At 51.7% G+C, this 22,195-nt stretch carries 22 protein-coding genes; 2 read left to right on the forward strand and 20 right to left on the reverse strand.

The window, feature by feature from the left end:
• The first annotated feature begins 21 nt into the window (after positions 1-21).
• Together HPS54_RS01430 and HPS54_RS01435 are read left to right on the forward strand one after the other, a co-directional pair.
• A complete protein-coding gene (locus tag HPS54_RS01430; protein ID WP_172343708.1) occupies positions 22-1,245 on the forward strand; it encodes a regulatory iron-sulfur-containing complex subunit RicT in 1,224 nt (407 codons plus the stop codon).
• Positions 1,242-1,721, forward strand: coding sequence for a gliding motility lipoprotein GldH (locus tag HPS54_RS01435; protein ID WP_172343709.1), 480 nt, complete (start codon positions 1,242-1,244; stop codon positions 1,719-1,721). The genes HPS54_RS01430 and HPS54_RS01435 overlap by 4 nt, the downstream gene beginning before the upstream one ends.
• Here HPS54_RS01435 and rodA read toward each other — a convergent pair whose 3' ends face one another.
• The 20 genes from rodA to HPS54_RS01535 all read right to left on the reverse strand — a co-directional run bounded on the left by rodA (position 1,722) and on the right by HPS54_RS01535 (position 22,195).
• Positions 1,722-3,188 (reverse strand): rod shape-determining protein RodA, encoded by a 1,467-nt coding sequence (gene rodA, locus HPS54_RS01440; RefSeq protein ID WP_172343710.1) that lies wholly within the window; start codon positions 3,186-3,188, stop codon positions 1,722-1,724.
• Positions 3,169-5,022: a penicillin-binding protein 2 gene (mrdA, locus tag HPS54_RS01445; RefSeq protein ID WP_172343711.1), complete on the reverse strand. Its 1,854-nt coding sequence runs from the start codon at positions 5,020-5,022 to the stop codon at positions 3,169-3,171. The genes rodA and mrdA overlap by 20 nt, the downstream gene beginning before the upstream one ends.
• 32 nt (positions 5,023-5,054) lie before the next feature.
• Positions 5,055-5,549, reverse strand: coding sequence for a rod shape-determining protein MreD (gene mreD / locus HPS54_RS01450; RefSeq protein WP_172343712.1), 495 nt, complete (start codon positions 5,547-5,549; stop codon positions 5,055-5,057).
• Positions 5,550-5,556: 7 nt separating this feature from the next.
• The gene (mreC, locus tag HPS54_RS01455; RefSeq protein WP_172343713.1) at positions 5,557-6,432 is read right to left on the reverse strand and encodes a rod shape-determining protein MreC; all 876 of its coding nucleotides are present in this window, start codon (positions 6,430-6,432) and stop codon (positions 5,557-5,559) included.
• Between the two features lie 114 nt (positions 6,433-6,546).
• Positions 6,547-7,569 (reverse strand): rod shape-determining protein, encoded by a 1,023-nt coding sequence (locus HPS54_RS01460; RefSeq protein ID WP_172343714.1) that lies wholly within the window; start codon positions 7,567-7,569, stop codon positions 6,547-6,549.
• A gap of 211 nt (positions 7,570-7,780) precedes the next feature.
• Positions 7,781-8,374, reverse strand: a complete 594-nt coding sequence (locus HPS54_RS01465) for an IMP cyclohydrolase (protein WP_172343715.1) — start codon at positions 8,372-8,374, stop codon at positions 7,781-7,783.
• A gap of 939 nt (positions 8,375-9,313) precedes the next feature.
• The gene (locus tag HPS54_RS01470) at positions 9,314-10,147 is read right to left on the reverse strand and encodes a DNA adenine methylase (RefSeq protein ID WP_172324852.1); all 834 of its coding nucleotides are present in this window, start codon (positions 10,145-10,147) and stop codon (positions 9,314-9,316) included.
• A 356-nt stretch (positions 10,148-10,503) separates the two neighbouring features.
• On the reverse strand, positions 10,504-11,835 hold the full coding sequence (locus HPS54_RS01475; RefSeq protein WP_172324849.1) for a hypothetical protein: 1,332 nt from the start codon (positions 11,833-11,835) through the stop codon (positions 10,504-10,506).
• A 10-nt stretch (positions 11,836-11,845) separates the two neighbouring features.
• A complete protein-coding gene (locus tag HPS54_RS01480) occupies positions 11,846-12,352 on the reverse strand; it encodes a hypothetical protein (protein ID WP_172324847.1) in 507 nt (168 codons plus the stop codon).
• Positions 12,349-13,224 carry a hypothetical protein gene (locus HPS54_RS01485; protein WP_172324845.1) on the reverse strand — a complete coding sequence of 292 codons (876 nt, stop codon included), beginning with the start codon at positions 13,222-13,224 and terminating at the stop codon, positions 12,349-12,351. The genes HPS54_RS01480 and HPS54_RS01485 overlap by 4 nt, the downstream gene beginning before the upstream one ends.
• 11 nt (positions 13,225-13,235) lie before the next feature.
• Complete coding sequence (locus HPS54_RS01490; protein ID WP_172324843.1) at positions 13,236-13,604, reverse strand: hypothetical protein; 369 nt, start codon at positions 13,602-13,604, stop codon at positions 13,236-13,238.
• 35 nt (positions 13,605-13,639) lie between these two features.
• Entirely contained in the window at positions 13,640-15,040 is a 1,401-nt protein-coding gene (locus HPS54_RS01495) for a reverse transcriptase/maturase family protein (RefSeq protein WP_172324841.1), read from the reverse strand.
• A gap of 421 nt (positions 15,041-15,461) precedes the next feature.
• Complete coding sequence (locus tag HPS54_RS01500) at positions 15,462-16,964, reverse strand: hypothetical protein (RefSeq protein ID WP_253951901.1); 1,503 nt, start codon at positions 16,962-16,964, stop codon at positions 15,462-15,464.
• A gap of 16 nt (positions 16,965-16,980) precedes the next feature.
• Positions 16,981-18,054 (reverse strand): hypothetical protein, encoded by a 1,074-nt coding sequence (locus HPS54_RS01505; protein ID WP_172343716.1) that lies wholly within the window; start codon positions 18,052-18,054, stop codon positions 16,981-16,983.
• A 479-nt stretch (positions 18,055-18,533) separates the two neighbouring features.
• Positions 18,534-19,193, reverse strand: a complete 660-nt coding sequence (locus tag HPS54_RS01510) for a hypothetical protein (RefSeq protein WP_172324837.1) — start codon at positions 19,191-19,193, stop codon at positions 18,534-18,536.
• Complete coding sequence (locus HPS54_RS01515) at positions 19,193-19,642, reverse strand: hypothetical protein (RefSeq protein ID WP_172343717.1); 450 nt, start codon at positions 19,640-19,642, stop codon at positions 19,193-19,195. Before HPS54_RS01515 ends, HPS54_RS01510 begins: the two co-directional genes overlap by 1 nt.
• Before the next feature lie 72 nt (positions 19,643-19,714).
• A complete protein-coding gene (locus HPS54_RS01520; protein WP_172324833.1) occupies positions 19,715-19,996 on the reverse strand; it encodes a hypothetical protein in 282 nt (93 codons plus the stop codon).
• Between the two features lie 4 nt (positions 19,997-20,000).
• Positions 20,001-20,609 (reverse strand): hypothetical protein, encoded by a 609-nt coding sequence (locus HPS54_RS01525; RefSeq protein WP_253947653.1) that lies wholly within the window; start codon positions 20,607-20,609, stop codon positions 20,001-20,003.
• Complete coding sequence (locus HPS54_RS01530; RefSeq protein ID WP_172324831.1) at positions 20,609-21,562, reverse strand: hypothetical protein; 954 nt, start codon at positions 21,560-21,562, stop codon at positions 20,609-20,611. Before HPS54_RS01530 ends, HPS54_RS01525 begins: the two co-directional genes overlap by 1 nt.
• A gap of 21 nt (positions 21,563-21,583) precedes the next feature.
• Complete coding sequence (locus HPS54_RS01535; protein WP_172324829.1) at positions 21,584-22,195, reverse strand: DUF6046 domain-containing protein; 612 nt, start codon at positions 22,193-22,195, stop codon at positions 21,584-21,586.

Genomic DNA, 22,195 nt, shown 5'->3' on the forward strand with positions numbered 1-22,195 from the left:
CATATAAACAAAAAGGATAAAATGGATTTCAAGAACTTGAAATATGTCGTTGGAGACGGGTGCAGCCGTGGGCTGTGCCGGCGCGGATGCGGACGTCAGGACAAGCAGCTCAACACTTACGACTGGCTTGCCGACGTGCCGGGAAACGCAGAAACAACCGATCTTGTAGAGGTTCAGTTCAAGAACACGCGTAAGGGTTACTATTGCAACGTGAACCGTCTGGATTTGAAAAAGGGTGATATCGTTGCCGTTGAGGCAAGTCCGGGGCACGACATCGGTGTGGTTACACTTACCGGAAAACTTGTGCCTTTGCAAGTGAAGAAGGCTAACCTGAAGTCGGCGGACGACATAAAGCGTATATACCGTATTGCCAAGCAGGTGGATATGGATAAGTATTACGAGGCGAAGAGCCGTGAGCACGACACCATGATACGCAGCCGCCAGATAGCCAAAGACCTTGACTTGAAGATGAAGATTGGCGACGTGGAGTATCAGGGAGACGGAAACAAGGCCATATTCTACTACATCGCCGATGAGCGTGTGGACTTCCGCCAACTCATAAAGGTTCTTGCCGAGGCGTTCCACGTGCGTATAGAGATGAAGCAGATAGGTGCGAGACAGGAGGCGGGACGTATCGGAGGAACGGGACCGTGCGGTCGGGAGTTGTGCTGTGCGACGTGGGTGAAGAACTTTGTGTCGGTAAGTACGGGTGCTGCACGCTTCCAGGACATCTCGCTCAATCCTCAGAAACTTGCCGGAATGTGTGCCAAGCTGAAGTGTTGTCTTAACTATGAGGTGGACAATTATATCGAGGCGGGACGCAAACTGCCGCCAAAGGATGTGATATTGCAGACTCTTGACAGTGACTACTACTTGTTCAAGAGCGACATTCTTGCCAATATGGTTACTTATTCCACCGACAAGCGTATGGGCGCCAACCTTGAAACGATAAGCGGAAGCCGTGCCTTGGAGGTTATGGAGATGAACAAGCGTGGGGAGAAGCCTGAGTCGTTGCAGGCAGACGGCAGTCAGACGGAACAGGAGAAGCCTATAGACCTTCTTGCCAATGAGAGCATAACGCGCTTTGACAAGAATAAAAAGAAGAAGAAAACGAAGAGCCGCGGCGGTCGTCCGCAGTCTTCGGCACCGCGTCAGAAACAGGTAGGCGAATATCAGAAGCAACATGGCGAGCACCCGAAGAGGGAGCACGGTCATAGAAAGCATGACAAAAACAAACCTGAATGACGGTCGGACTGAACAAACTATTGGTGAAGGCTGTTGTCATCGTGTCGTTTGCTGCGATGACGGCATGCACCGCCGGCACGGTATATTATGATTACAGACATACCGTGCAGACCGGTTGGGATAAGGGCGACACGCTTGTTTTCTCTGTTCCGCGTGTCGCCACAGCCGGAAAATACCGTGAAGTGGTATGTATGCGCACCACCGGCGCATTTCCCTTTACCGGCGTTACCCTTGTCGTTGAACAGCAGAGCGTTCCACGTAACATTGTCCGGTCTGATGTGTTGAAGTGTACGCTGACGGACGAGAAAGGTAATGTTAATGGTAAAGGGGTGAGTTTATATCAGTATGAGTTTGATTTATGTGATATAGACTTGAACGGTGGCGACTCTCTGAACATACGTATAAGGCATGATATGAAGCGCGAAGTGTTGTCTGGGATATCCGATATAGGGGTGAAGATAGTGAAGTGTGACTGACTATTTTCGTGCCATGTTGCGCGCAGCATCTATCCTTAGGAAAACGAACAGAAGAATTGTAAAGCCCCATAGCGATGAACCGCCATAGCTGAAGAAGGGCAGTGGAATGCCTATTACAGGCGTAAGTCCGAGCACCATGCCCACGTTTATGAACAGGTGGAAAAGGAAAATGCTAAGCACGCAGTAACCGTAGATACGCCCGAACTTGAACGGTTGTCGTTCAGCCAATTTGATGAGACGCAGTATCAGAGCCAGGAACATGCTCAGAACGAATGCACATCCGAGGAAACCTTCTTCTTCGCCGACGGTACAGAAGATAAAGTCTGTGTCCTGTTCCGGTACGAATTTAAGTTTTGTCTGCGTTCCGTTGCGAAATCCCTTGCCTTTCAGTCCGCCCGAACCAATGGCAATTTCACTCTGATGTACGTTGTATCCGGCTCCTTTCAGATCGTCCTGTAGTCCTAAAAGCACGTTGATACGTGTGCGCTGATGAGACTGCATCTTGCTGAGTATTAAGTCAGCGGAATAGAAAAAGCCTATTGAACCGATGACAAACAGTGAGATGTAGAGATAGTTTCTGATGCGTGTGCTCAACGCACGGTATGCCAGTCGGCATGCAATAGCCACCGTTGTTATTATCTGAATGATTACAATGTCGAACGGAACGACATATTTGGATAAGAGAAATGCCGCCATTGTGATGCCGACGGATAGCAGTATGATGTTCCATGCCTGTTTCCTGTTCTTGCAATATATATATACCATACCTGCCGAGAACAGCTGGATGAGAGACATCACGGCAAATTTTCCCACTGATGCAGGCGTTTCTAACAGTGGCACATCTGCATATCTAACACCCACAACAAAATATATCACCATGGCAACGCCGGTGAACAACACGCTTCCCGGCATGCCTTCGCGGTAGAGCATCAGGAAGAATGACAGGTAAACCAGTGCCGACCCTGTCTCGTTCTGGGCGATGATGAATAGCATGGGGGCAAAGATTATGCTGCATGCGATAAGGAAATCCTTGCGGCGATGTATGTTGAAATCGTATGCACTCATAAGTTTGGCTATTGCAAGGGCTGTGGCAAACTTTGCAAACTCTGCCGGCTGCAGGCGCAACGATCCCAATACGAGCCACGACCGCGAACCTTTTATGCTGTGCGGATTGAATATGGTGGCAAACAGCAGCAGCAGCAATGCGGCATATATGATGTATGCAAACGTGTCGTAGAAGCGGTTGTCGAGCATCAGAAGTACAAAACCGAGTCCTATCGAGGTGACAATCCACACAATCTGCATGCCAGAACGTGTGCTCAGACTGAAAATATCAGGCTCTCCGAAGTCGTAGCTTGCCCCGCATACGCTTATCCATCCGAAAGCCAGAAGGGATATGTATATGCCCACGGTCCACCAGTCGAGCGACCGCAGCACACCGAATTGTCTATCTGTTCCTTGCTCCATACGTTATATGTCTGTTCTGGAAAGCCGTTGCTTTGGTCTCGGACTCGGGCGAGAGCTTTCCGTTTATATACTGTTCCATCATCAGTGCGCCTATAGGAACACCGAATTCGGCACCATAACCGCCGTTTTCCACATATACGGATACGGCTATTCGCGGATTGTCTTTCGGTGCGAAGCCCATGAAGATAGAATGGTCTTGTCCGCGGTTCTGTGCAGTTCCCGTCTTTCCGCACACCTCATAGTCGCTTCGGTTGGCGGCATGGCAGGTTCCGTTTGTCACCGCTCCGCGCATGCCCGCCACCACATATTCGTATGCTTTCTTGCTTGCCTTTGTGTAATGGCGCTCTGTAAACTTTCTGTCGAGCGGCATGTCTTTCACCTTTTTTACCACATGTGGGGTGTAGAAATATCCTCTGTTGGCTATCGTAGCGCCGAGATTGGCTATTTGAAGAGGGGTAAGGTTAACCTCACCCTGTCCTATAGAGATGCTTATAATTGTCATTCCGTTCCACGAGCCTCTGTAGGCGTTGTCGTAATATTCGGCATTCGGTATCAGTCCGCGCTTCTCTCCGGGAAGGTCTATGCCCAATTTGTAACCGAAACCCATGCTCACCATGTAGTCGCGCCACGTGTTCATGGCTTCCTGTACGCTTTTGTATTTCTTCCTGTTGCCCATCATATAGTACAGTCCCCAGCAGAAATAGCCGTTGCACGAGGTTGTTATTGCCGGCACAAGACTTATCGGCGAGGCATGTCCGTGACACCCCACGCGCAGTCCCTTGTGATAGAAACCGTGACTGCACGGGAATGTTGTACCCGGCGTTATCACCCCCTCCGTGAGAAAAGTCAGTCCTTGTGATGTCTTAAATGTGGACCCCGGAGGATATTGTCCCATGATAGAGCGGTTCAGCAAAGGCTTCCATGGGTCCATGGCAAGTGCCGAATGAACCTTGCCGCGGTTGCGTCCGGTCATTGTACGCGGGTCGAATGTCGGCGAAGACACCATGCAAAGTACCTCTCCTGTCGACGGCTCTATTGCCACAATGCTGCCTATTTTCCCCTGCATGAGCCTTTCTCCCAGTGCCTGCAGGTTGATGTCGATGCTCAATGTGAGGTCTTTTCCCGCCACAGGACTGCGGTCGAGCGCACCGTTCTGATAGCTCCCCTGTATGCGACCGTGTGCATCGCGCAGGAATATCTGCACGCCTTTCTCTCCTCTCAACTCTTTTTCATACGAGCGTTCCACTCCCTGCTTGCCTATATAGTCGCCAGGCATGTAGAACTCGTCGTCCTCTATGTCCTGTCTTGACACTTCCGCAACGTCGCCGAGGATATGCGCCGCGTTGGGATAAGTATATCTTCTCACACTTCTTCTCTGCACATAGAAGCCCGGAAAACGGTACATCTTTTCCTGGAATATGCTGAATTCTTCGTCTGTAAGCTGGCTCATGAACAGTTGTTGCGTAAACTGCGAATAACCGGGATTCTTGTTCCGGTCTTTTATATCGTTCATGCGCTTTATGAAGTACTCTTTTGTTATGCCGAGAGTGTTGCAGAACTCCGTGGTGTCGAGTCTGTTCTTTGCCTCTTTCATCACCACCATTATGTCGTAGGAATGCTGGTTGTAGACAAGCAGTCGACCGTTGCGGTCGGTTATGACACCGCGTGCCGGGAATTCGACTTTCTTAAGAAATGCGTTACTGTCGGCGTTTTTCTTATAGTCGTCACTCATTATCTGGAGTGTGAACAGGCGTATAAGATATATGATGACGATAAGCACCGCCACCCCTCCGATAACGTATTGTCTGTATTCAAACTCGTAGTTCTTGTTCATACACTGTTGTATATGCTGTAAATATGCCGCTGTCAGTCTTTCCGCAGATTTTCTATGGCAAGAATCATTACCGTTGTCAGTGCGGTGCTTCCCGCTATGTCGAGCAGCCATTGCTGCCAGTTGAAGAAGCTGAATGTCTCAAGTGTGAAAAAAGCCGTGGTGTATACGAAAACGGTAATTAGTGTGTAATAGAAGTACCGCGACAGCCCCAATGTACTTATGGTGGGAAATATGTTGTCCTGTGTGTCGCGTTGTATGAACAGATTTAGTACATACGGCTGTATTACAGCTGTCAGTGTCATTGCCGCCGCAGACACTCCCGGAGTGTTGGAGAATATATCTATGCACAGTCCGAGGGCAAAGCACCACAACTGTATTCCCCATTTGGGATAGTTGCGGTTGAACATAAGCACAAAATAAACGTTGAGCAGAGGTATCATGCTGTTCCATAAATGTATATGGTTCAGCACAAGTACCTGTGCAAGACACAGTACTATAAAGACTATTATGCGTACCAATATGTTCATGCCGGTTTTACTTTCTTTGGTTTTCCTTTGATTTTAGCGAGTCCTGCGCCGCCCTCATCATCTCGATACGCTCTTCCATGGCGCTGTTGTCGATTATGCACACGTCTCTCAAGTTTCCGAAATCGGTGGTCAACTTAATCTGGGCGCGATATGACAGCCCGTCCTTTGAGTTGTATACATGGAGAATTTGACCTACGATTATTCCTGGTGGGAATATTGATGAATATCCGCTTGTCTCCACAATGTCGCCAAGTCTGAATTTAGCATGCCGCGGAATGTCGTTTACGTATGCAAGGTCTTTTGCTCCTCCGTTCCAATGAAGGTAGCCGAAATATCCACGCTTGCGTATCGTCACGCTGATGTTCGATCTGGGATTGAGCACAGGAATTACTACAGAGTAGTGTCGTGATGCCATATACACCACGCCAACCACACCGTTGCCGCATGCCACGCCCATGTCCGGGCGCACACCGTCGTCGGTGCCCTTGTCGAGAGTAATGAGATTGTTGCTGTTGTTTGTGGAGTTGGTAATTACCTTGGCAGGTATCAGCTTGTATGCACCCAGCAGTTGCATCTGACTGCGTTGCAAACGGTTGGCGCCTTTTTTCTCAGTCGATGCCATATATTCCGACATCATCTTTACCTTTTGTTCCAGATACAGGTTGCGTTCCGTGAGCTGTCTGTTGGTCTTTGTCAGGCTGAAATAATGTTCTATAGCCGAGTTCCATTCATATACCTTGCCCGCCACGGCGTTTGCCGACGAGAAGTATACACTGCCCTGATAGCTGTTATATCTGAACAGCAGTACAGCACATATAATCTCCAGAAACGCGAAAAGAAACCAGTGATGATATTTTGCAAAAAATGCTATCAGGTTACGCATGTTTGTCGCAATATAGTCTGTATACCGTTATTAACGGTTCATGACCTGTTGTCAGTGCTGCCGATATGGCATAATTGCCGGACAATAAGTCATGAACCGTATGGAATAATGGCGTTATCTCATAAGGAATGAGAAACGGTCTACGTTCTTAAGGGCAATTCCCGTTCCCTTGGCAACGCTGTGTAACGGGTCTTCCGCTACGTGGAACTGTATCTTTATCTTGTCCGTAAGACGCTTGTCGAGACCGCGCAGCAATGCGCCTCCGCCTGTAAGATAGATACCGTTCTTAACAATGTCGGCATAAAGTTCGGGCGGTGTGTTCTCGAGAGCGGACAATACGGCGTTTTCTATCTTCACGATTGTCTTGTCCAGACAGTGGGCAATCTCCTGATAGCATACCGGAATTTCCAGCGGAAGCGCCGTTATGCGGTTCGGACCGTGTATGGTGTAGTCTTCCGGAGCATCCTCGCCGAGGTCGGTAAGCGCCGAACCTACATGTATCTTTATACGCTCTGCCATGCGCTCGCTCACTTTCACATTGTGCTGGCGGCTCATGTAGTCCTGTATTTCTGCCGTCAGGTCGTCGCCGGCGGTGCGTATGGAGTTGTTCGATACGATGCCTCCGAGTGATATTACGGCAATCTCGGTGCTTCCGCCACCTATGTCCACAATCATGTTTCCTTCAGGAGCCTCTACGTCAATGCCTATACCTATGGCTGCTGCCATAGGTTCGAATATCAGGTAGACGTCGCGTCCGCCGGCATGTTCGGCAGAATCGCGTACGGCACGCAGCTCTACTTCGGTCGAACCCGACGGCACGCCTATCACCATACGCAGCGACGGTGAGAAAAGACGGCTGCCCGTATGAACCATTTTTATTAGTCCGCGCATCATTTGTTCGCATGCGCTGAAGTCAGCTATGACACCGTCGCGCAGCGGACGCACCGTGCGTATGTTGTCATGTGCCTTCTCATACATCATCTTTGCCTTCTCTCCCACGGCAATCATCTTGTTTGTACTGCGGTCGAGGGCTACTACCGACGGCTCGTCGACAACAATCTTGTCATCGCTGATAATGATTGTGTTTGCCGTACCGAGGTCCATTGCAATTTCTTGTATAAAAGAAAAAAATCCCATTTGTTTTTTATAAATGAAGAATGAAGAATGAAGAATGAAGAATATCATTGCCGTGCGGCTTGATACTCAGGATTTCTTCCGCTGCATTCCGTTAATCGTTTTTTTGTTTAAAATCCCTGTCTTTATATTGAAGAAGAGAACGCAGAAAGAAAAATGTAGCCCCGCAGATGTTGTTCATGCGGAACATTCTTCATTCTTCATTCTTCATTCTTCATTTATCAAACCAGCCGTGTATAGCCGTGTCATAATGACTGCTCACACCAAAAGCGCGTGTTGCGAACATACGGCGGTCTTCGATGTCTGTCTCAGCACCTTTCTTGTTCAGAATGTCAAGCAGTATGCCGTATTCTGCTTTGCTCGGTACGATGACAACGTCTTTGAAGTTCTTTGCTCCGGCACGTATCAGTGATATTCCGCCTATGTCGATTTTCTCTATAATGTCGGCATCGCTTGCTCCGCTTGCCACTGTGTCTTCGAAGGGGTAGAGGTCTACAATCACGAGATCTATTTCCGGTATCTCGTACTGTCTCATCTGCTCGCGGTCGCCCTCATTTTCGCGGCGTGCGAGTATGCCTCCGAACACTTTCGGGTGTAGTGTCTTTACGCGTCCGCCTAATATCGAGGGATATGTCGTTACGTCTTCAACTGCCTGACACTCATAGCCAAGCGACTCTATGAACTTCTGTGTGCCTCCTGTCGAGAGGAATTTTACACCTTCTGCGTTAAGCTTGGCAAGCAACTCATCCAAACCGTCTTTGTGAAAAACCGACACAAGTGCCGTCTTTATCTTCTTTGTTTCAGCCATATTGTTTAATGTACATTAATATATAATTGGAATGCAAAGTTACGAAAAAGCCATGATTATAATATATTTTTTATATAAAAGTTTGACCCTCTGTTCGAAAAAGTTGTGTTTACGAATATTTCCCGTATTTTATGAACTGCGTATCAGCGATTTCAAGCAAGTTCGGGCTGCAGTTGTTTTGCTCAGTTCCTGTTTTATTATTACGCGAGTTCGGGATAAAAACATATTGTTCAAGAAGCCTGTTTCATGCTTACATTTTGATAAAACCGCACCTCCTGTATTTGCGATATTTCAAAATAAAATTCTTTTGTGTGTAAATAATCGCGAAAATGCGCGTGCAACTGTAAGTTGTTGTTATGTTGTGCGTTACTTTTGATTACGCCAAAGTGTGCAATAAAGAGCGGTGTCCGGAATGAGAAAGTTGCCTGATTTCGGGTGGAAATCAGGCAACTTTCTATTGCAAAGTATGGCAATTTCTTGTGTAAAATGCCATGTTTTGGAGTGTAAAGTGCGACATTTCACGTAGAAAACGGCAATTCTTTAATGTTTTTTGCATGTCGGTCGGGCAAATTGGAGCGTCCGTATAATCGCGAAAACGAAACGAGCAGCATTTTGAAAACGAAACGAGCAAAAACTCTCTTTTTTTCGCTTCCTTTTTTCTCTCAAAAAAAACGGCTTTTCTTTCCAATGTTTGGAGAATTGGAAAGAATTTGAACGACATAAAAACGCTGATTAAAGACCTTTTGAAAGGCTTTTAACCAGCGTTTATTTTATTCTGCCGTTTGGCTTTTCGTCCCAGCTTTCGGCTCCAGCTTTCCGCCTCATTTCACGCAGCGCATTTTAAGCCTTTGTCGCACTCTTTTCTTTCTCTGCCCCACAACTTACCAGCAAAACATTTCAAAGCGTTTGTCGGCCATTTCTGTGGCCTTTCTGGGCGTTTTATGCTGATACTTTCGCAATCATAATGTCTTTGTAGCTGTTAAAGTCGTTCACTCTGCTGTTTTGCTCCCAAAGTTCTGCACCTTTCAGCAGCTCTGCATTTGGAAAGTTTGTATTTATCCACTTGCAAAGGTCGATTATTTGGGACTTTCCAGACGTGAAAAAGACATATTTTGTGCCTTTCAGCATGTTTAACACGTCTAAATAGTCTTTCAGCTGCCAATATGTGTCGCTTTTGTACGCTGTTACTTCTGTCTGCAAATAAGGCGGGTCGAGAATAAACAGCACATTTTCCTGGTCTTTGAACTCTGCGAACAATTCCCTATAATCTTGATGCCGAATTTCCAGCCCGTCGAAATAACCTGCTGCATCGTAATGTGTGTTTACAGCTCTGTTATAGAACGTCTGCTTTGCAAACTGTTCGTAACTTGTTGCCCAATTACCAGAAAACAGCAGCGACGCAGAAAGCGTGATATAATCGACTGCTCCTGTTTGCTCATACTTTCGCATGAGCTTTAAGCACTCCTGCTTTATGTCGTCAGGTATTCGCTTGTTATCTTCCACACCTTTGACAAGCGGCGCAATTTCGGCGCAGAGCGCATTTGTGCGGTCTATCATTTCCACGCGCTTGTTAAAGTGGTCGAAGTCGTTGTAAATTACGCGGGCATTTGGCAGTTTGTCTTTTGCCACGCGTGAAAGCAGGCCAGAGCCGCCGAAAAGGTCGACGACTGTTGTAATGTCTTCGCACTGCTCCAGAACAGAGCTAAACCGCTTAATGTAGTAGCGTTTCTGCCCTCTAAACGGCAGCGGTGATGTCTTAAATACTTTTTTCATTCATAATATACTGATTTTATCCATGTTTGCTTGCGCAGTTTGCCAAAAATGACTAATTTTGCAGCATGTTATTTGGGCTTCGGTCTATTGCTCGTCCCTGGAATGTGGGGACTGTCCGGGCAACTTGCTGCGCCCAACCCTGAAACACAGGCTTGGCCTTAATAGGGTTCAGTCCGCATCGTTTAACGTCGTCCCTTTGCACTTGGAATTACCCGCGTGGAGCTAAAGGCTTCCGAAAATTTGGTGATTTCATTAAAAAAGACCTTGAAAAAACAGGAATTTGAGCACGGCACACATTGAGTTACGACCGCAGGGACTTGATAGTGAGGATTTCTCCCCACTATCTTTTTTTGTCCCTATTCGACCGAAAACGTGCGTATATAAACGTGCTTATATCTATCGTGCTGTGGCGTAAAGATACCACCAGACGAGCCAGCATACACCTTTTTGGGCGCGACTCGCAGCTTAAAGCGCGCCAGTTCGCCGCCTGCGTCTTTTCCCCACTTGTCGTTGAGCTTCGCCACCTGGACGGCCATGTTTATGTAGCCGCTACGCTTAAAGTTTTTGCCCGTTTCTGTCTTGGTCAGGTACTTGCGGACACCTGCCAGCTTATAGACAAGGCCGCCGTTCTTGTTCGGCTGCTTCTGCTTTACCAGCAGGCCAGCTATGGAGCTGACCTCCCTGTCTATGAGGTTAGCGTCGACGTTCTTGTCTCTTACGTCCACACATTTGGGTACATACCATTTACCAGGTTCGCCCTTTGACAATATGACACCCTTAAAGTGGACATATTGCAGCTTCTTTTGCCGTCTCTGCCTCTTTCCTTTGTTCTGGGTGTAGGACTTGTCCCCGCCTGTTCTGCGCCAGCCGCTGCGCTTCTTTTTGCGCAGTAAGATGATTTTTGCATCTACGGGAAGCACGCCATGACGCACATACAGAGTGCTGCCCACGCTCTTGACCTCTATGTGCATACTGTCGGAAATGACAGACCAGCCCGACCACTTTTTCGTGGCCGCGTTATATGCTCTGTAATACTCTGCGCCCTCTGTCGTGGTCAGTACCTGTTCCACCACACCGCTGCCGACACATTTAACTGTGAGGCAGTAGTTCTTAAAGCCCAGAACGGCCACGCTGTCTATGCAGTTCACCACGCAGGCATTTTTCAGGCCGTTTATTTGCGCCTGTGTCGCGTTTGTGAGCGTCAGGCGGTCGAGCTTGCTTGCCAGGGTGTCCGAAAGGTATTGCAGGACTATGGACGGCATATTATTGACCTTTTCGGCCAGCGTGGAGTTTGAGGTCAGCTTCACAAAGTCGCCTATTTTGTAGGTCTCCACGTTGTCGGCAGTGGACTGCGACGCGGAGAACTTGGCCGTGCGCACCGTGCGGGCTTCCTTGTATGTTTCGCCGTCTGCCAGGATGTCGGTCTTCTTGGTGGTAACTAACACGTATTTTATAGACGTTGTTAGCTTCGGGGTGGCTGCTATGTGCAGCACCTCGCCGTTAAGAGCCAGGAGCCCCGTGTTGGTGCCGTCAGGCTCTCTTATAATGACCTTACCGCCGCAAATGGCGACTATTTCTTGCAGCAGTAAAATTTGCTGCTGTATAAATTCCAGCGTTTGGGTAGAAAGCGGGTATTTACCCTCGCCGCCCGTCGCTGTCTTCACTGTTGTATAAGATGCTGTTTGCATAATTTTTGTTTTAACTATTCGCCACGTAAATGGCGCGTTTACTGATTAACTTGTATTTATCTACCAGGGCGGCCACCGCTGGGAGGTTCGTCTGGTATATGGAATAAGGCACGCTTACTATAAAGCTGTTTTGCGTGGCGTTCAGCAGTGCCTCGTTATAGACCAACGGCACCTTTTGGCCGCCCGCCACCTCTGCGGCGTTGCTGTCTTCGCCGACGGTCAGCAAAATGCCCGTGCCGTTCTCTGTAATGGCGTAGAGCCAGTCGCCCCGCCTCTCCACCTCCAGAATATCAAAGCCGCCGCCGAAAGCGTCATTTAAGACCGCCCGCAAATAGCACACCTGGCCGTTATGGTTCAGCTTGTAGTTATGTTCTTCGCGTGCGTCGGTAAAGCTCTGATACGTCGTATCGCCCAGCACCACCGCGCCAGCGTGCAACATGCCGTAAATGACAGGCTGTCGCAGGAACGTGGGCAGCAGGTTGATAAATAACCGCCTAAAATCTATTTTGTAAATCATTCGGCTGTCGGGTTATTTAATGCGTCGTAGGAGTTGTAAGTGATGTTAAGTCTGTCTATGGCATAATAGCCGCTGTAAGGCTTGTCGTAGCCCACCACGTCCATAAATGCGGCAGCGTTGGCCGTCTTCACGCGCACACGCTCCACGTCGGCCACTTCCACGCCAGGCACGGCAGTAACGGCAGCCAGCAGGTCGCTTTTGCGAAAGACACCGTTAAACGGCAGGTTGGTAATGACAGCTTTAACCGCCTCGACCACGGGTTCCTTGCCGTCGTTGGTCGTTCCGTTGCTGTCCATGGCCGTAGGGTCGTAATACACCACCATGCTGATTTGTATCTTGTCCGCGTCCTCGTTTACCAGCTTAATGGCCACACCTGCGTCCTTTACGGTGTTCATGTAGCTGGTGAGGCTGGCAAACTGCGACGGGTTCAGCTTTGTGGGCTGTCCTTTGTCGTCGCGGGCGGCCACTTTCAGATACACCACTGTGTTACTCTCTGATGCCACGGCGTATTTTACCACCCTGGCAGCGTCGATGTCCGTTTCACTCATGGCGGCAGTGTCGTAGTAGTCTGCGTCTGGCACCAGCTGGCGGCCATACATAAACGCCTTGGCCTTGCGCACGTACCAGCGGAGCGTGTGAGGCTCCAGCTGCTCGATTTTCGTTTCCACTTCCTCGCGGTGCTTGTCGAAAAGCACCTCCAGCGTCCAGACAGCGAAAGCAAAGCAGTAAAACAGTATGTTTTCAATGCTTACGCTGCTGAACTGCTGGTCAAAGGTTTTCTTAGGGTTCAGGCCGTATGCTGATACAACGGCACGCTCCTGGCAGAACGTGGCCGTCATAGCGTCTTTTATTTCTTTTACTGTGCGTGCCATTGTGCAGGGGTTTAGATGTTACGTGCCAAAAGTTCGTCCACGGCCTTTTTTGCCATGCGTCTGTTTTCGTGGAAAATGGCCAGCTCCTCGGCGTGTTCGTTGCTGTCCTCGCCGTTGGCCAGCAGGGCGATTTGGTCGTCCGTGGTGTACTCGGTACCGATAAGGCCAGCAATAAACTTGCTGCGCTTGTTTTCCTCGGTTACGTCCGTGGCCTCTATGAGCGTGGAGCCGTCGGGGCGGTTGCCTGTGTAGGTGTAGCCCTTAACGGTGTCGCCGTTCTCGTTGGTCTGTTCCGCTTCCTGCTCATTGAGGAAAAGCAGGAAATGCTTGTCGTCATACTTTGCATAGTTCTGACGCTGGGGGTTAAATGCTGTGTTCATTTTTATGAGTTGTTAAATGGTTGTTAAATGTCTTTTTAATGGCTCGCTGGTACAGGTTCCTGGCCGACCGCTTGCTGCGGCTCGTTCCATTCCTCCAGCTTGTAAAATGCGCGGTCTTTTCTGTCGCCGCACGGCTGCCGTACTATCTGGCACTGCACAGGCTCTGACAAGTCCAGGTCGGCCATGTCTTCGGCCAGCGTCTTGGAGCCTGTAAAGGTGATGTGCTTAACCCAGCCCATGACGGGCTGGTCGTGTTCGTCGATCTGCGGCTGGCCTTTGTCGTCGCGCAGCTGCTCATATAGTTCATATTGGAACTTTAGACAGTCGCCCGAGTTCATCTTTGACGGCGTAAGCTCATAGCGCAGCAGGTGGAGTTCCCGCCCCGTTATTTTGTCGATGTGGAGCTTGTCGCCCACCATTTGCCCGTGGTTGCCTGGGGTCTTTCTAACTTCATGTAATTTTTTCACGCCTAAAATGTTTATTAAATGTTTACTGTCTGCATGTACTATAAAGCCCAGCCTTGATGCTACGCGCAGCCTGATTTCTTCGCCTGTCAGCCCTTTGTGGCGCAACTTGGCCACTATCTTACACAGAGCCTTTTTGTTGCGTTTGCGGGCAAGGCAGTAGTTATGCCTTACGACATAGCCCACATAGTCAATGCCTCTCGCCTCGACGGGGAAAATCTGATAATTTGGCTTTAGCTCCAGCCGTCGGTGTTCTGCCAGGTACTGCACCATTTTGGTGTGTATGCCGTGCAAAAACTCTTTGCTGTCCGAAAGTATGACTATATCGTCCGCGTAGCGGTAGTAATACTTTACGCCCCACTGCTCCTTGGCTATGTGGTCAAGTTCCGCCAGATACAGATTTGCAAAGTATTGGCTTATGTAGTTGCCAATGGGCACACCGTCCGCACTGTCGATGATGTCGTCCAGCAGCCAAAGGAGGTCGGGGTCTTTTATACGTTCCCGCACTACCTGCTTCAGTATGCTGTGCGTTATTGACGGGTAAAACTTGCGGATGTCTATCTTGTAGCAGTATTTCGTGCCCTCTGGGTCGTTCCGCAAGTCTTTACGCAGCTGCACCAGCAAAGAGTGCACGCCGCGCCCCTTTATACAGGCGTATGTGTCGCTGGTGAAAATAGGTGTCCATATAGACACCAGCACTTGCATTATAGCCCACTGCACCACACGGTCGCGGTAAGGCAGCTTAAAAATTACGCGCTCTTTCGGCTCATGTTTGATAAAGCAAGTATATTCGGACGTGTGGTAGGTTTTATTTACCAGCTCTGCCCGTAGTTCTGCCAGGTTCTGCTCCAGATTGGCGCGGAACTGTGCCACCTCCTGGCGGCTGCCTTTGCCTGTTCCTGCGTTGGCCTCTGCCATGCGCAGGTTATCCAGGTCGCAAACCTTGTCAAATAAATAGCCTATGCGTTTCATTCATTATAATGCTGTGCATGTTTTTAGTCTGCTTTGCATACTCGGGAGCTTTCGATGCTTGCGCCCTACTAACACCCTTTTTACGTTGTTGTTTTTTGCCATGGGGCATGGCTCACCTCATAATAGCTTATTTCCTTTTTTCTTCTTTATGCAAAATTGAGCGGCGCGGAGTAGTTCGCATTCGCATTCGTAGCCGTGTTATTCGTATTCGTGTACGACGCGCCTGCATTCGTACCATTGTTCGCGTTACCGCCAGCAGCACGGACACGGAGACCTACCACGCAGAGAGGTGCCGCCAGCTGCCAAACGTGGCAGCCCGTTTATGTTGCAGAACTAAAATTTTTCACCCGCCTGACGGCGGGGTTGGTCGCTTTCGCCCTCGCCCCGCCGTTTGGCTTTTTCCATGCTTTCAAAGTTCGCTTTATCCTATTTTCTGACTTTCGGGGATGACAGGGTCTTCCTCAAAATAGCAGAGCGGCGCGGAGTAGAGCGCAAGCGCATTCGTAGCCGCGTTAAGCGTATACGTAGACGACGCGCCCGCAAACGCACCATCGTTCGCGTCACCGCCAGCAGCACGGACACGGAGACCCTTAGAGGTCTTGGCATTCGTGTATAAATAGTCGGCAAAACGAATGGTCGCACTGCCTCCTACCTCTGTGGGCATACAGCACAAACCCTGATAACTCTTGCGCTTGATGTACCCCTCTACCTGCGGGCACTCGGCCACAAGGATTTTATCCTCTACCGTGGCGGGGTCATAGTCCGCGTACATGCTTGGGGTTACATAGACCAGCGACTTCTCCTCGCCTGCGTCCATGATAAGGCCGCGTGTCCACCTCCAGAGGTGGCCAAAGCCAGCATGTACCAGGCCAAAGAATACAGGCACGTTAAATGTCTTGTATGCTTCGCCCTCTGTTCCCTCTGTCTGCGGCAGGCTGAAAGGTACCAGGCAAACGCCGTCGCCTGCCTCCAGGCCGACGCTGGTAGGGATGAGCGGGTAATAGCCATTATAGCCGCCCCAGTCTTGCATGTCGGTTACGCCCGTGCCAAAGCCGCCCTGATACAGGCCGTTCTCGTCCTTGTCGGCGTTAAATGCTGCTTGGCTGTTCTCGGTTCCCATGATGACCTCAAAGAGGAACTCAACGACGAAACGGGCTACAAACCAATTAGCCTCCCAGCCCTGCCCACGCTTGCGGGCAAAGTTGCCAAAGTTGGTCGTGCTTATGTTGGTGGCCGCCATGCCCAGCATGGTAATTTGCGGGCTGTCTGCGGCTGGTGCCTTTGCGTAGCTGGCAGGGTTAAGAGCTGCGCCACCGCCGCCACGGTACTGCTCTGCGTCTGAAATGAGGCTGCACAGCTTCTGGTTTGTTCTGTCCATGACACCAGCACCCAGCCACGAAATACCGCCAGCGGGTACCCAGATGCTCACGCCGTTGCCCACGGGTTTGTCGAATGTTACGGCCTTGATAAGGTTGTTGCCCTCTTTCCAGATGTTGGCGTAAAAACCGTTCCAGCACCACATGCACTGCCCCTGCGTGCCGTCCAGGGCGGCAGGTGTGCCGTCAGCATAACGGGTGCTATCGAATGGGTCGAGCTTGCGTCTCTTGCGGTCGTCTGTTACCAGATAACGCCCCAGCCCCAATTTTTCGGGCAGCTGGCGCAAAGCGTCCAGGCTGCCGTAGTAGCCTGCTGCCGTGCTGGTGTTGTTAGCCTCGTTCCAGTAGCGGCCAGCTATGGGGTTTCCTGCCTGTTCTATGGCCTTGGCCAGCTCCATGCGGCGCGTTTCGCCCGTCTCGTCCATTACCTCGACGCTCATGTCTTTAAGCGCGCCTGTCGCTTCGGGCAGGTCGTTAATGCGCTTACCGTTCTGAAATGCAGTCAGCATGTCTTTGATGCCCTGCTCCTGTTCTGATGTAAAAGCCATTTTACTGATGTTTTATTTATGTTAAACGTATGTTTCCTTGTGCGTCCAGGCGCATGGTGCTGCCCGCAGTTCTGATGCGTGGGGCTACCGTTTCCACCTGGATAGTCTTATAAAAGCGTGTGCCGTCTGTCGGTATGACATGCACCCTGCTGGTGCCTGCCGCTTTCGGCACGATTTCACCGTCTGGCAGCACGTCCACCGCTCTGCCGTCTGACAGGTAAAGGACATTTTGCAGGGCAGATGTCGGCAGAACTCTGCCGCGCACATACTGCTTCACGGGGTTGCCCATGGTAACAGTGGCGGGGCTTTCCACCTCCATGCCCGTAGGCACGCCAGCGGTTACATGCTGCGCCCGTTCTATGAGTGCCTCAAGTATGGCGCGCTGCTGCTCTGTTGCCTGCGTGGCGGCCTCTGCACGCTGCGCCGCCGCTATGGCTGCCGCTGTGGCCGTGTCTGCGTCCTGCTTTGCTTTCCTGGCTGCTGCGGCTGCTGTGTCCGCGTCGGCCTTTGCCTTGTTGGCCGCTGCCGTGGCTGTGTCGGCGGCTTTCTTTGCCTCGGTGGCTGCCGTTGCTGCTGCCTCTGCACGTTCCGCAATGCTGCGCCCGTCGTTTGTTACCTGTTCGAGGGTGCTTATGGCGGTGCGGGCTTCATGTGCTGCCGTCCTCGCCTCCTGGGCGTTTGATGTCGCGTCCCCAGCAGCTGACCGTGCGGCCTGTGCTGCCGCGTCTGCCTCCCGCTTGGCCGTGCTGGCTGCGTCGGTGGCCGTCTGTGCCTGCCGTGTGGCTGTGGCCGCCTCCTGCGCTGCTGTTGCTGCGGCGTTCTGTGCGGTGGCCGCACGTTGTGCCGCTTCGTCTGCCCGCTGTTTGGCTGCCTGGGCTTCTGCTGCCGCGTCGGTGGCTGCCTTGACAGCTGCCGCCGTGCGCTGTTCTGCCGCCTCTACGGCCTTGCGCGCCTCGTCGGTGGTGCTGTTCATGGTGGCGACCAGCTCCGCGCTTTCACTCCCGAATTTTCCCACAAGCCCCTCCAGCTCGGTGGCCGACTTTTCGATGCGCGCCACCTGCTCGCTGGCTTTCGTGTCATACTCGGCCATGGCCTTGTCGTAGCGGTCGGCAGCTTCCTGGGCTGGCCGTTGCAGCTGCTCGATTTGTTCGGGCGTGAAGTCGTCGTAAGTAAAGGCGTTGCCACGGGTGTAGTCAGCTACCAGCGCACTGCCCTGCTTGTCGGTGCTGCTCGGCTTATCCCATAAGAGGATGTGCAGGTCAGCAGGGTAAAAGACGTTTTGCACGCCGCCCTCAAAGGCTGGGTTATCCAGCTGCAAATGCAGTTCATGGTGCAGCTCACCCTCGCAGAGGTTGTGCGCCTTGAAAAAGACCAGCAGGTCGCCGCCCTCTGGCGTGCAGTTGGTGTAAACGCCGCCCTGCCTGCTGGCGACGTACTCACGCCCGTGCTGTGTCCAATAGCGGAGCGTGAAGTCTATGTCGGTAGGCAGTGGCACCGCTTTGCCTGTGATGTCCACAAAGGACTCACGCAGCACAAAGTCGCTTTTATAGTTCTGGTATTGTGTAGCCATTATGTCAGTCTTATATTTCCGTTTGCGTCCAGGCGCATGGTGCCTGATGATGTGGTGCGTATGCGCGGCGGCACCACGGCTATGGTCAGCTGCTTGTAAACAGTCGATTTATAGACCGAGGCAGCGTTCACCACGGTGGTGCCTGCTGCTGTCGGCGTGATGATGCCGTCGGGAGTTATCATTAAGGCGCGGTTGTCTGCGATGAAAAGCACGCCGCCCTCACCATAGCCAGGCACGGCACGCGCTTTAATTTGCGGGTGCACACCCTCGGCCAGCGTTACCTCCGTCGGGCAGTAGTCTATTACCACCTGTTTGGGGGCGGGCTTGGTGCTTGCCTCTGCTTGCAGGGTGGCCGTCAGTTCTTCCACCAGCAGACGGGTAGCTTCAGCACGCTGGGCTGCCACTGTTGCAGCTGTGGCCGCTTCGTCAGCACCTGCCAGACGTTTGTCGATGTCCTGCGTAATTTCGGGCACGTTGGTGTTGAGAAAGAGCTGCAAAGCCGTGCGAATGTCGCCGCAGGTGTCTATTAGGTCGGCAAAGAGCGCGCCCACCATGTGGGGCGTTACGGCCTTGTTTGCCACTGCGTCGCGGATAGCTGCCGCCCGTTCCTGGAGCGTCAGCCTGTCAAAGTCTTTGAGCGTGATGTTTGTAATTTCCATTATGCGAAACTGTCGTTAAATTCATTACTAAATATGCTTGTTACAGCCTGGCCGCTCTTGTTCGGTGGCGGCTCATTGCTTGCGGCGGCTTTCTTGGCCTCGTTCAGTACGTCGTTTAATACGTTCTCCTCGGGTTCTGCCGCCACTCCCATGGCTTTAGGCTGCTGTGTCGTTACGCCGCTGTCGTACATGGTGCCTATGGTCGTAATGATGCCAGGGCGCACAAGCGGCGGCGGTGGTAAGATGTTCGGCGCGTGGATAGAGCGCACACGCAGCAGCAGTGCCCGCTCGTCTGTGCTCGGTATCTCGGTAGCAGGACAGATGCCACGCGCCGCCACCAGCTCCGCCGTGCGGCTGTCCACGATGTCGCCCAGGTCATACTCAAGCTCCTGGCCGTCCGTCAGGCGGTCGGTAATGCTCAACCCGTTGCGCTCTGACAGGGCGAACACGCCCTCGGCACTGCCCAGCACCTGGATGGCCACGTCAAAAAGGCTCTGCCTGTCTTTTACCGTTACTTTCATTTACTCTATTGTTAAGGTTCCGTCCTCGTTCAGTCTGACCGTTTCGGCGGCCACCTTACAGGCTCGGAGCATTTTTTTTGTTTCCTGCGGCCAGAACGGGTCGACACAGCCGCCCAACTGCTGGCGCACCTCGGCACCCAGCAGCGGAAATTCTTTGAACTCGCCGCGCATGGCCAGCAGCACGCTTTCACAGACCTGCGCCTCGCAGCCTGTAATTTCGGCCTGTTTGCCCCTGCCGATAAGCAGGTCGCCCGTGTTGGTGTCTGTTATTAGTCCGTTCATTGCCTTAATGCTTTACTTTGTCGTCCTCATAGTCGCTGCGCTGGGATAAGGCCAGCTGCTGACCCGCCCACGATGATACGGCACCCTTGAGGGCTGCGCCACCGTCCTGCGGTGCTGGCACCCATGAGGAAAAGACCGTTTTAAGGTTGTTAATGTCCTTTTCTATTGTGTTCAGGTGGCTGGTCAGGTCGGCCACGTTGATAAGGCCGCCCAGCTTGCCGCCGTTGAAAGCTGCCGAGCTGTCGTCGATGTCCAGCGTTATGCTGTCTTTCACGTTCAGGCTGATGCCGCCCTCTGTTATGGTCAGCTTTGTGCCGTCGTTGATGTTCACCTCGATGCTTTCCACGTCCTCGGTCAGCACCACCACGCCAGCGGAATAGCCCGACAGCATGGCCACAGCCACATAGCTGCCGACGCGGGGGAAAAGCACCACGCCCAGCTTCGCCGCCTGGTTGGCTTGCAGGTTCACGCCCAGCACAGGCGCGTCCTCGTTGATAGGCTCCACGTCCACCGTGCGGGCTTCCGTGTCCACAGCGGACACAGTGCCCACCATGATGCTGGCACTTTCTCCCTCGGTGGCAAGCTGCCGTATTATGTGTTTTAGTCCGCTCATTATTTCGCTACTCTTAGGCCGAGCGTTATTTCCTGACGATAGCCGCCCGTGCCGTACTTTATTACGTTTTTCTTTACTTGATATACGCCCATTTTGTTGCCGTCTATCTTTATGCCGATAGCGTCCAGCTTATCGACCAGACGGTAGCCGAATGTGGTAAAGCTGCCTGTAAGGCCGTCCACCTTTAGGCGTTTTATTTCCTGCTCTGCCCATGCCTTTAGCTCGCTTTCCGTCTTGTTGTACGTATGGATCGTCCGCTTCTCGCCGTCCTTGTCGCCCACCTCCACTTTTATTTTTTTGTTGTCGGGCATGATGCTGACGGCTTTAATGCACAGGCGTATGTTTGCAGCCAGCTGCTGCTCGAGGCTGCTGTCGCTTATGATGTTCACCCCCGTGGCAAACACCTGGCTGGGCTGTGTGTCGCGCTCGAAAAGCACCCCGCAGTAAAGTACGGGCGTGCCGTCCTCATAGCGGTAAAAGCTGCGGATGCCACTGTCTTGGAGCCTGCCCAACAGGGCGGCCACCGTGTCGTCCGTAACGCGGAACTGCCCCAGGTTCTGCTCACCGAACACCTTAACATTTTCGAGCCCCTGGTCTTTCAGCAGCGTTCCCAGGTTCACGTTTTTATATGCCTTTTTGGTGCAGGCCATTTGTTTGAGCTTAAACATTTCGTCCTCGCAGGTCAGCACTATGGGCGTTTTAATGCCCACGCTGCGCACATACCCAGCAAAGGCCAGCTCCATGTCCTCGCCGTAGCCCGTCCACACCTTGATGCTGTCGCCGCGCTTCACAGGGATTTGCGCCTCACCGTCCCACTTTATGCGTTTCGGTAAGGTTACTTTGCACTCGTCCGTGAGCTTCTCGGTGTCCCTGGTGATTTCCACCGAAGACACGAAAGGCACCTGCCACGACTTGTCGCCCTGTATCTCTATTTTTGCGCTTAATACGTACATTTAACAGGCATTTAATAGGTGTTAATACTCGGTGCTGTAAACATTATATTCCGTATCTGACAGAGCCGACAGCGTAATGGGCTGGTAGTTGCTTTCCGTGGCCTGCGCCACTGCAAAGTCGGTTATTACCAGCCTGTCTATGTCGAAAATCTCCAGAAAGGCAGAATTTACCAGGATGGGCTCGTTCAGGTCAAAGAACGCCCGCAGCTCCTTGATGCCCTCGGTGGGGTACTCGTCCACAAATACGCCGTCCTTTACGGCCTGCACGCCCACGGCAATTTTAACGGTGTAGTCGTCTGCGTTCACATACTCTTTTACCGTGCCGTCCATGCCCACCAGCTGGGTGGTTACTATGTTCTTTTTTCGGCTTACTGACACGACCGCGTCGTTCATCTCCAGCTGTTCGCCGTTCTCCTTGCGGAAATAGAGCGTACAGAGCGCGTAACGGTCAGCCCAGAAAGACGGGTCGGTCATGGGTGCCGCTATCTCCTTGGCCTGCATGGTCGCGCCGTTGTTGTCCCAATTTGGTGGGGCGGCGGTACGGGCAGGCTTAAAGCGGTACAGCGCGCCCTTGAGCTGATGCGCTGCGCCTATGGCTGCGACGCTTACAAAGTTGAAATTAAGCGGTAACAT

Origin of the sequence: Xylanibacter caecicola, from assembly GCF_013166515.1 — a bacterium.
GTDB classification, from domain to species: Bacteria; Bacteroidota; Bacteroidia; order Bacteroidales; family Bacteroidaceae; genus Prevotella; species Prevotella caecicola.

Excerpts from the sequence above, each read along its gene's own strand:
- HPS54_RS01485 (WP_172324845.1), bottom strand. The coding sequence starts at position 13,224 with ATGGCACGCACAGTAAAAGAAATAAAAGACGCTATGACGGCCACGTTC.
- HPS54_RS01495 (WP_172324841.1), bottom strand. The coding sequence starts at position 15,040 with ATGAAACGCATAGGCTATTTATTTGACAAGGTTTGCGACCTGGATAAC.
- HPS54_RS01435 (WP_172343709.1), top strand. The coding sequence starts at position 1,242 with ATGACGGTCGGACTGAACAAACTATTGGTGAAGGCTGTTGTCATCGTG.
- HPS54_RS01430 (WP_172343708.1), top strand. The coding sequence starts at position 22 with ATGGATTTCAAGAACTTGAAATATGTCGTTGGAGACGGGTGCAGCCGT.
- HPS54_RS01470 (WP_172324852.1), bottom strand. The coding sequence starts at position 10,147 with ATGAAAAAAGTATTTAAGACATCACCGCTGCCGTTTAGAGGGCAGAAA.
- HPS54_RS01520 (WP_172324833.1), bottom strand. The coding sequence starts at position 19,996 with ATGAACGGACTAATAACAGACACCAACACGGGCGACCTGCTTATCGGC.
- HPS54_RS01530 (WP_172324831.1), bottom strand. The coding sequence starts at position 21,562 with ATGTACGTATTAAGCGCAAAAATAGAGATACAGGGCGACAAGTCGTGG.
- mrdA (WP_172343711.1), bottom strand. The coding sequence starts at position 5,022 with ATGAACAAGAACTACGAGTTTGAATACAGACAATACGTTATCGGAGGG.
- HPS54_RS01535 (WP_172324829.1), bottom strand. The coding sequence starts at position 22,195 with ATGTTACCGCTTAATTTCAACTTTGTAAGCGTCGCAGCCATAGGCGCA.
- HPS54_RS01460 (WP_172343714.1), bottom strand. The coding sequence starts at position 7,569 with ATGGGATTTTTTTCTTTTATACAAGAAATTGCAATGGACCTCGGTACG.
- HPS54_RS01475 (WP_172324849.1), bottom strand. The coding sequence starts at position 11,835 with ATGCAAACAGCATCTTATACAACAGTGAAGACAGCGACGGGCGGCGAG.
- mreC (WP_172343713.1), bottom strand. The coding sequence starts at position 6,432 with ATGCGTAACCTGATAGCATTTTTTGCAAAATATCATCACTGGTTTCTT.
- HPS54_RS01525 (WP_253947653.1), bottom strand. The coding sequence starts at position 20,609 with ATGAGCGGACTAAAACACATAATACGGCAGCTTGCCACCGAGGGAGAA.
- HPS54_RS01505 (WP_172343716.1), bottom strand. The coding sequence starts at position 18,054 with ATGGCCGAGTATGACACGAAAGCCAGCGAGCAGGTGGCGCGCATCGAA.
- HPS54_RS01480 (WP_172324847.1), bottom strand. The coding sequence starts at position 12,352 with ATGATTTACAAAATAGATTTTAGGCGGTTATTTATCAACCTGCTGCCC.
- HPS54_RS01490 (WP_172324843.1), bottom strand. The coding sequence starts at position 13,604 with ATGAACACAGCATTTAACCCCCAGCGTCAGAACTATGCAAAGTATGAC.
- rodA (WP_172343710.1), bottom strand. The coding sequence starts at position 3,188 with ATGGAGCAAGGAACAGATAGACAATTCGGTGTGCTGCGGTCGCTCGAC.
- mreD (WP_172343712.1), bottom strand. The coding sequence starts at position 5,549 with ATGAACATATTGGTACGCATAATAGTCTTTATAGTACTGTGTCTTGCA.
- HPS54_RS01500 (WP_253951901.1), bottom strand. The coding sequence starts at position 16,964 with ATGGCTTTTACATCAGAACAGGAGCAGGGCATCAAAGACATGCTGACT.
- HPS54_RS01510 (WP_172324837.1), bottom strand. The coding sequence starts at position 19,193 with ATGGAAATTACAAACATCACGCTCAAAGACTTTGACAGGCTGACGCTC.
- HPS54_RS01465 (WP_172343715.1), bottom strand. The coding sequence starts at position 8,374 with ATGGCTGAAACAAAGAAGATAAAGACGGCACTTGTGTCGGTTTTTCAC.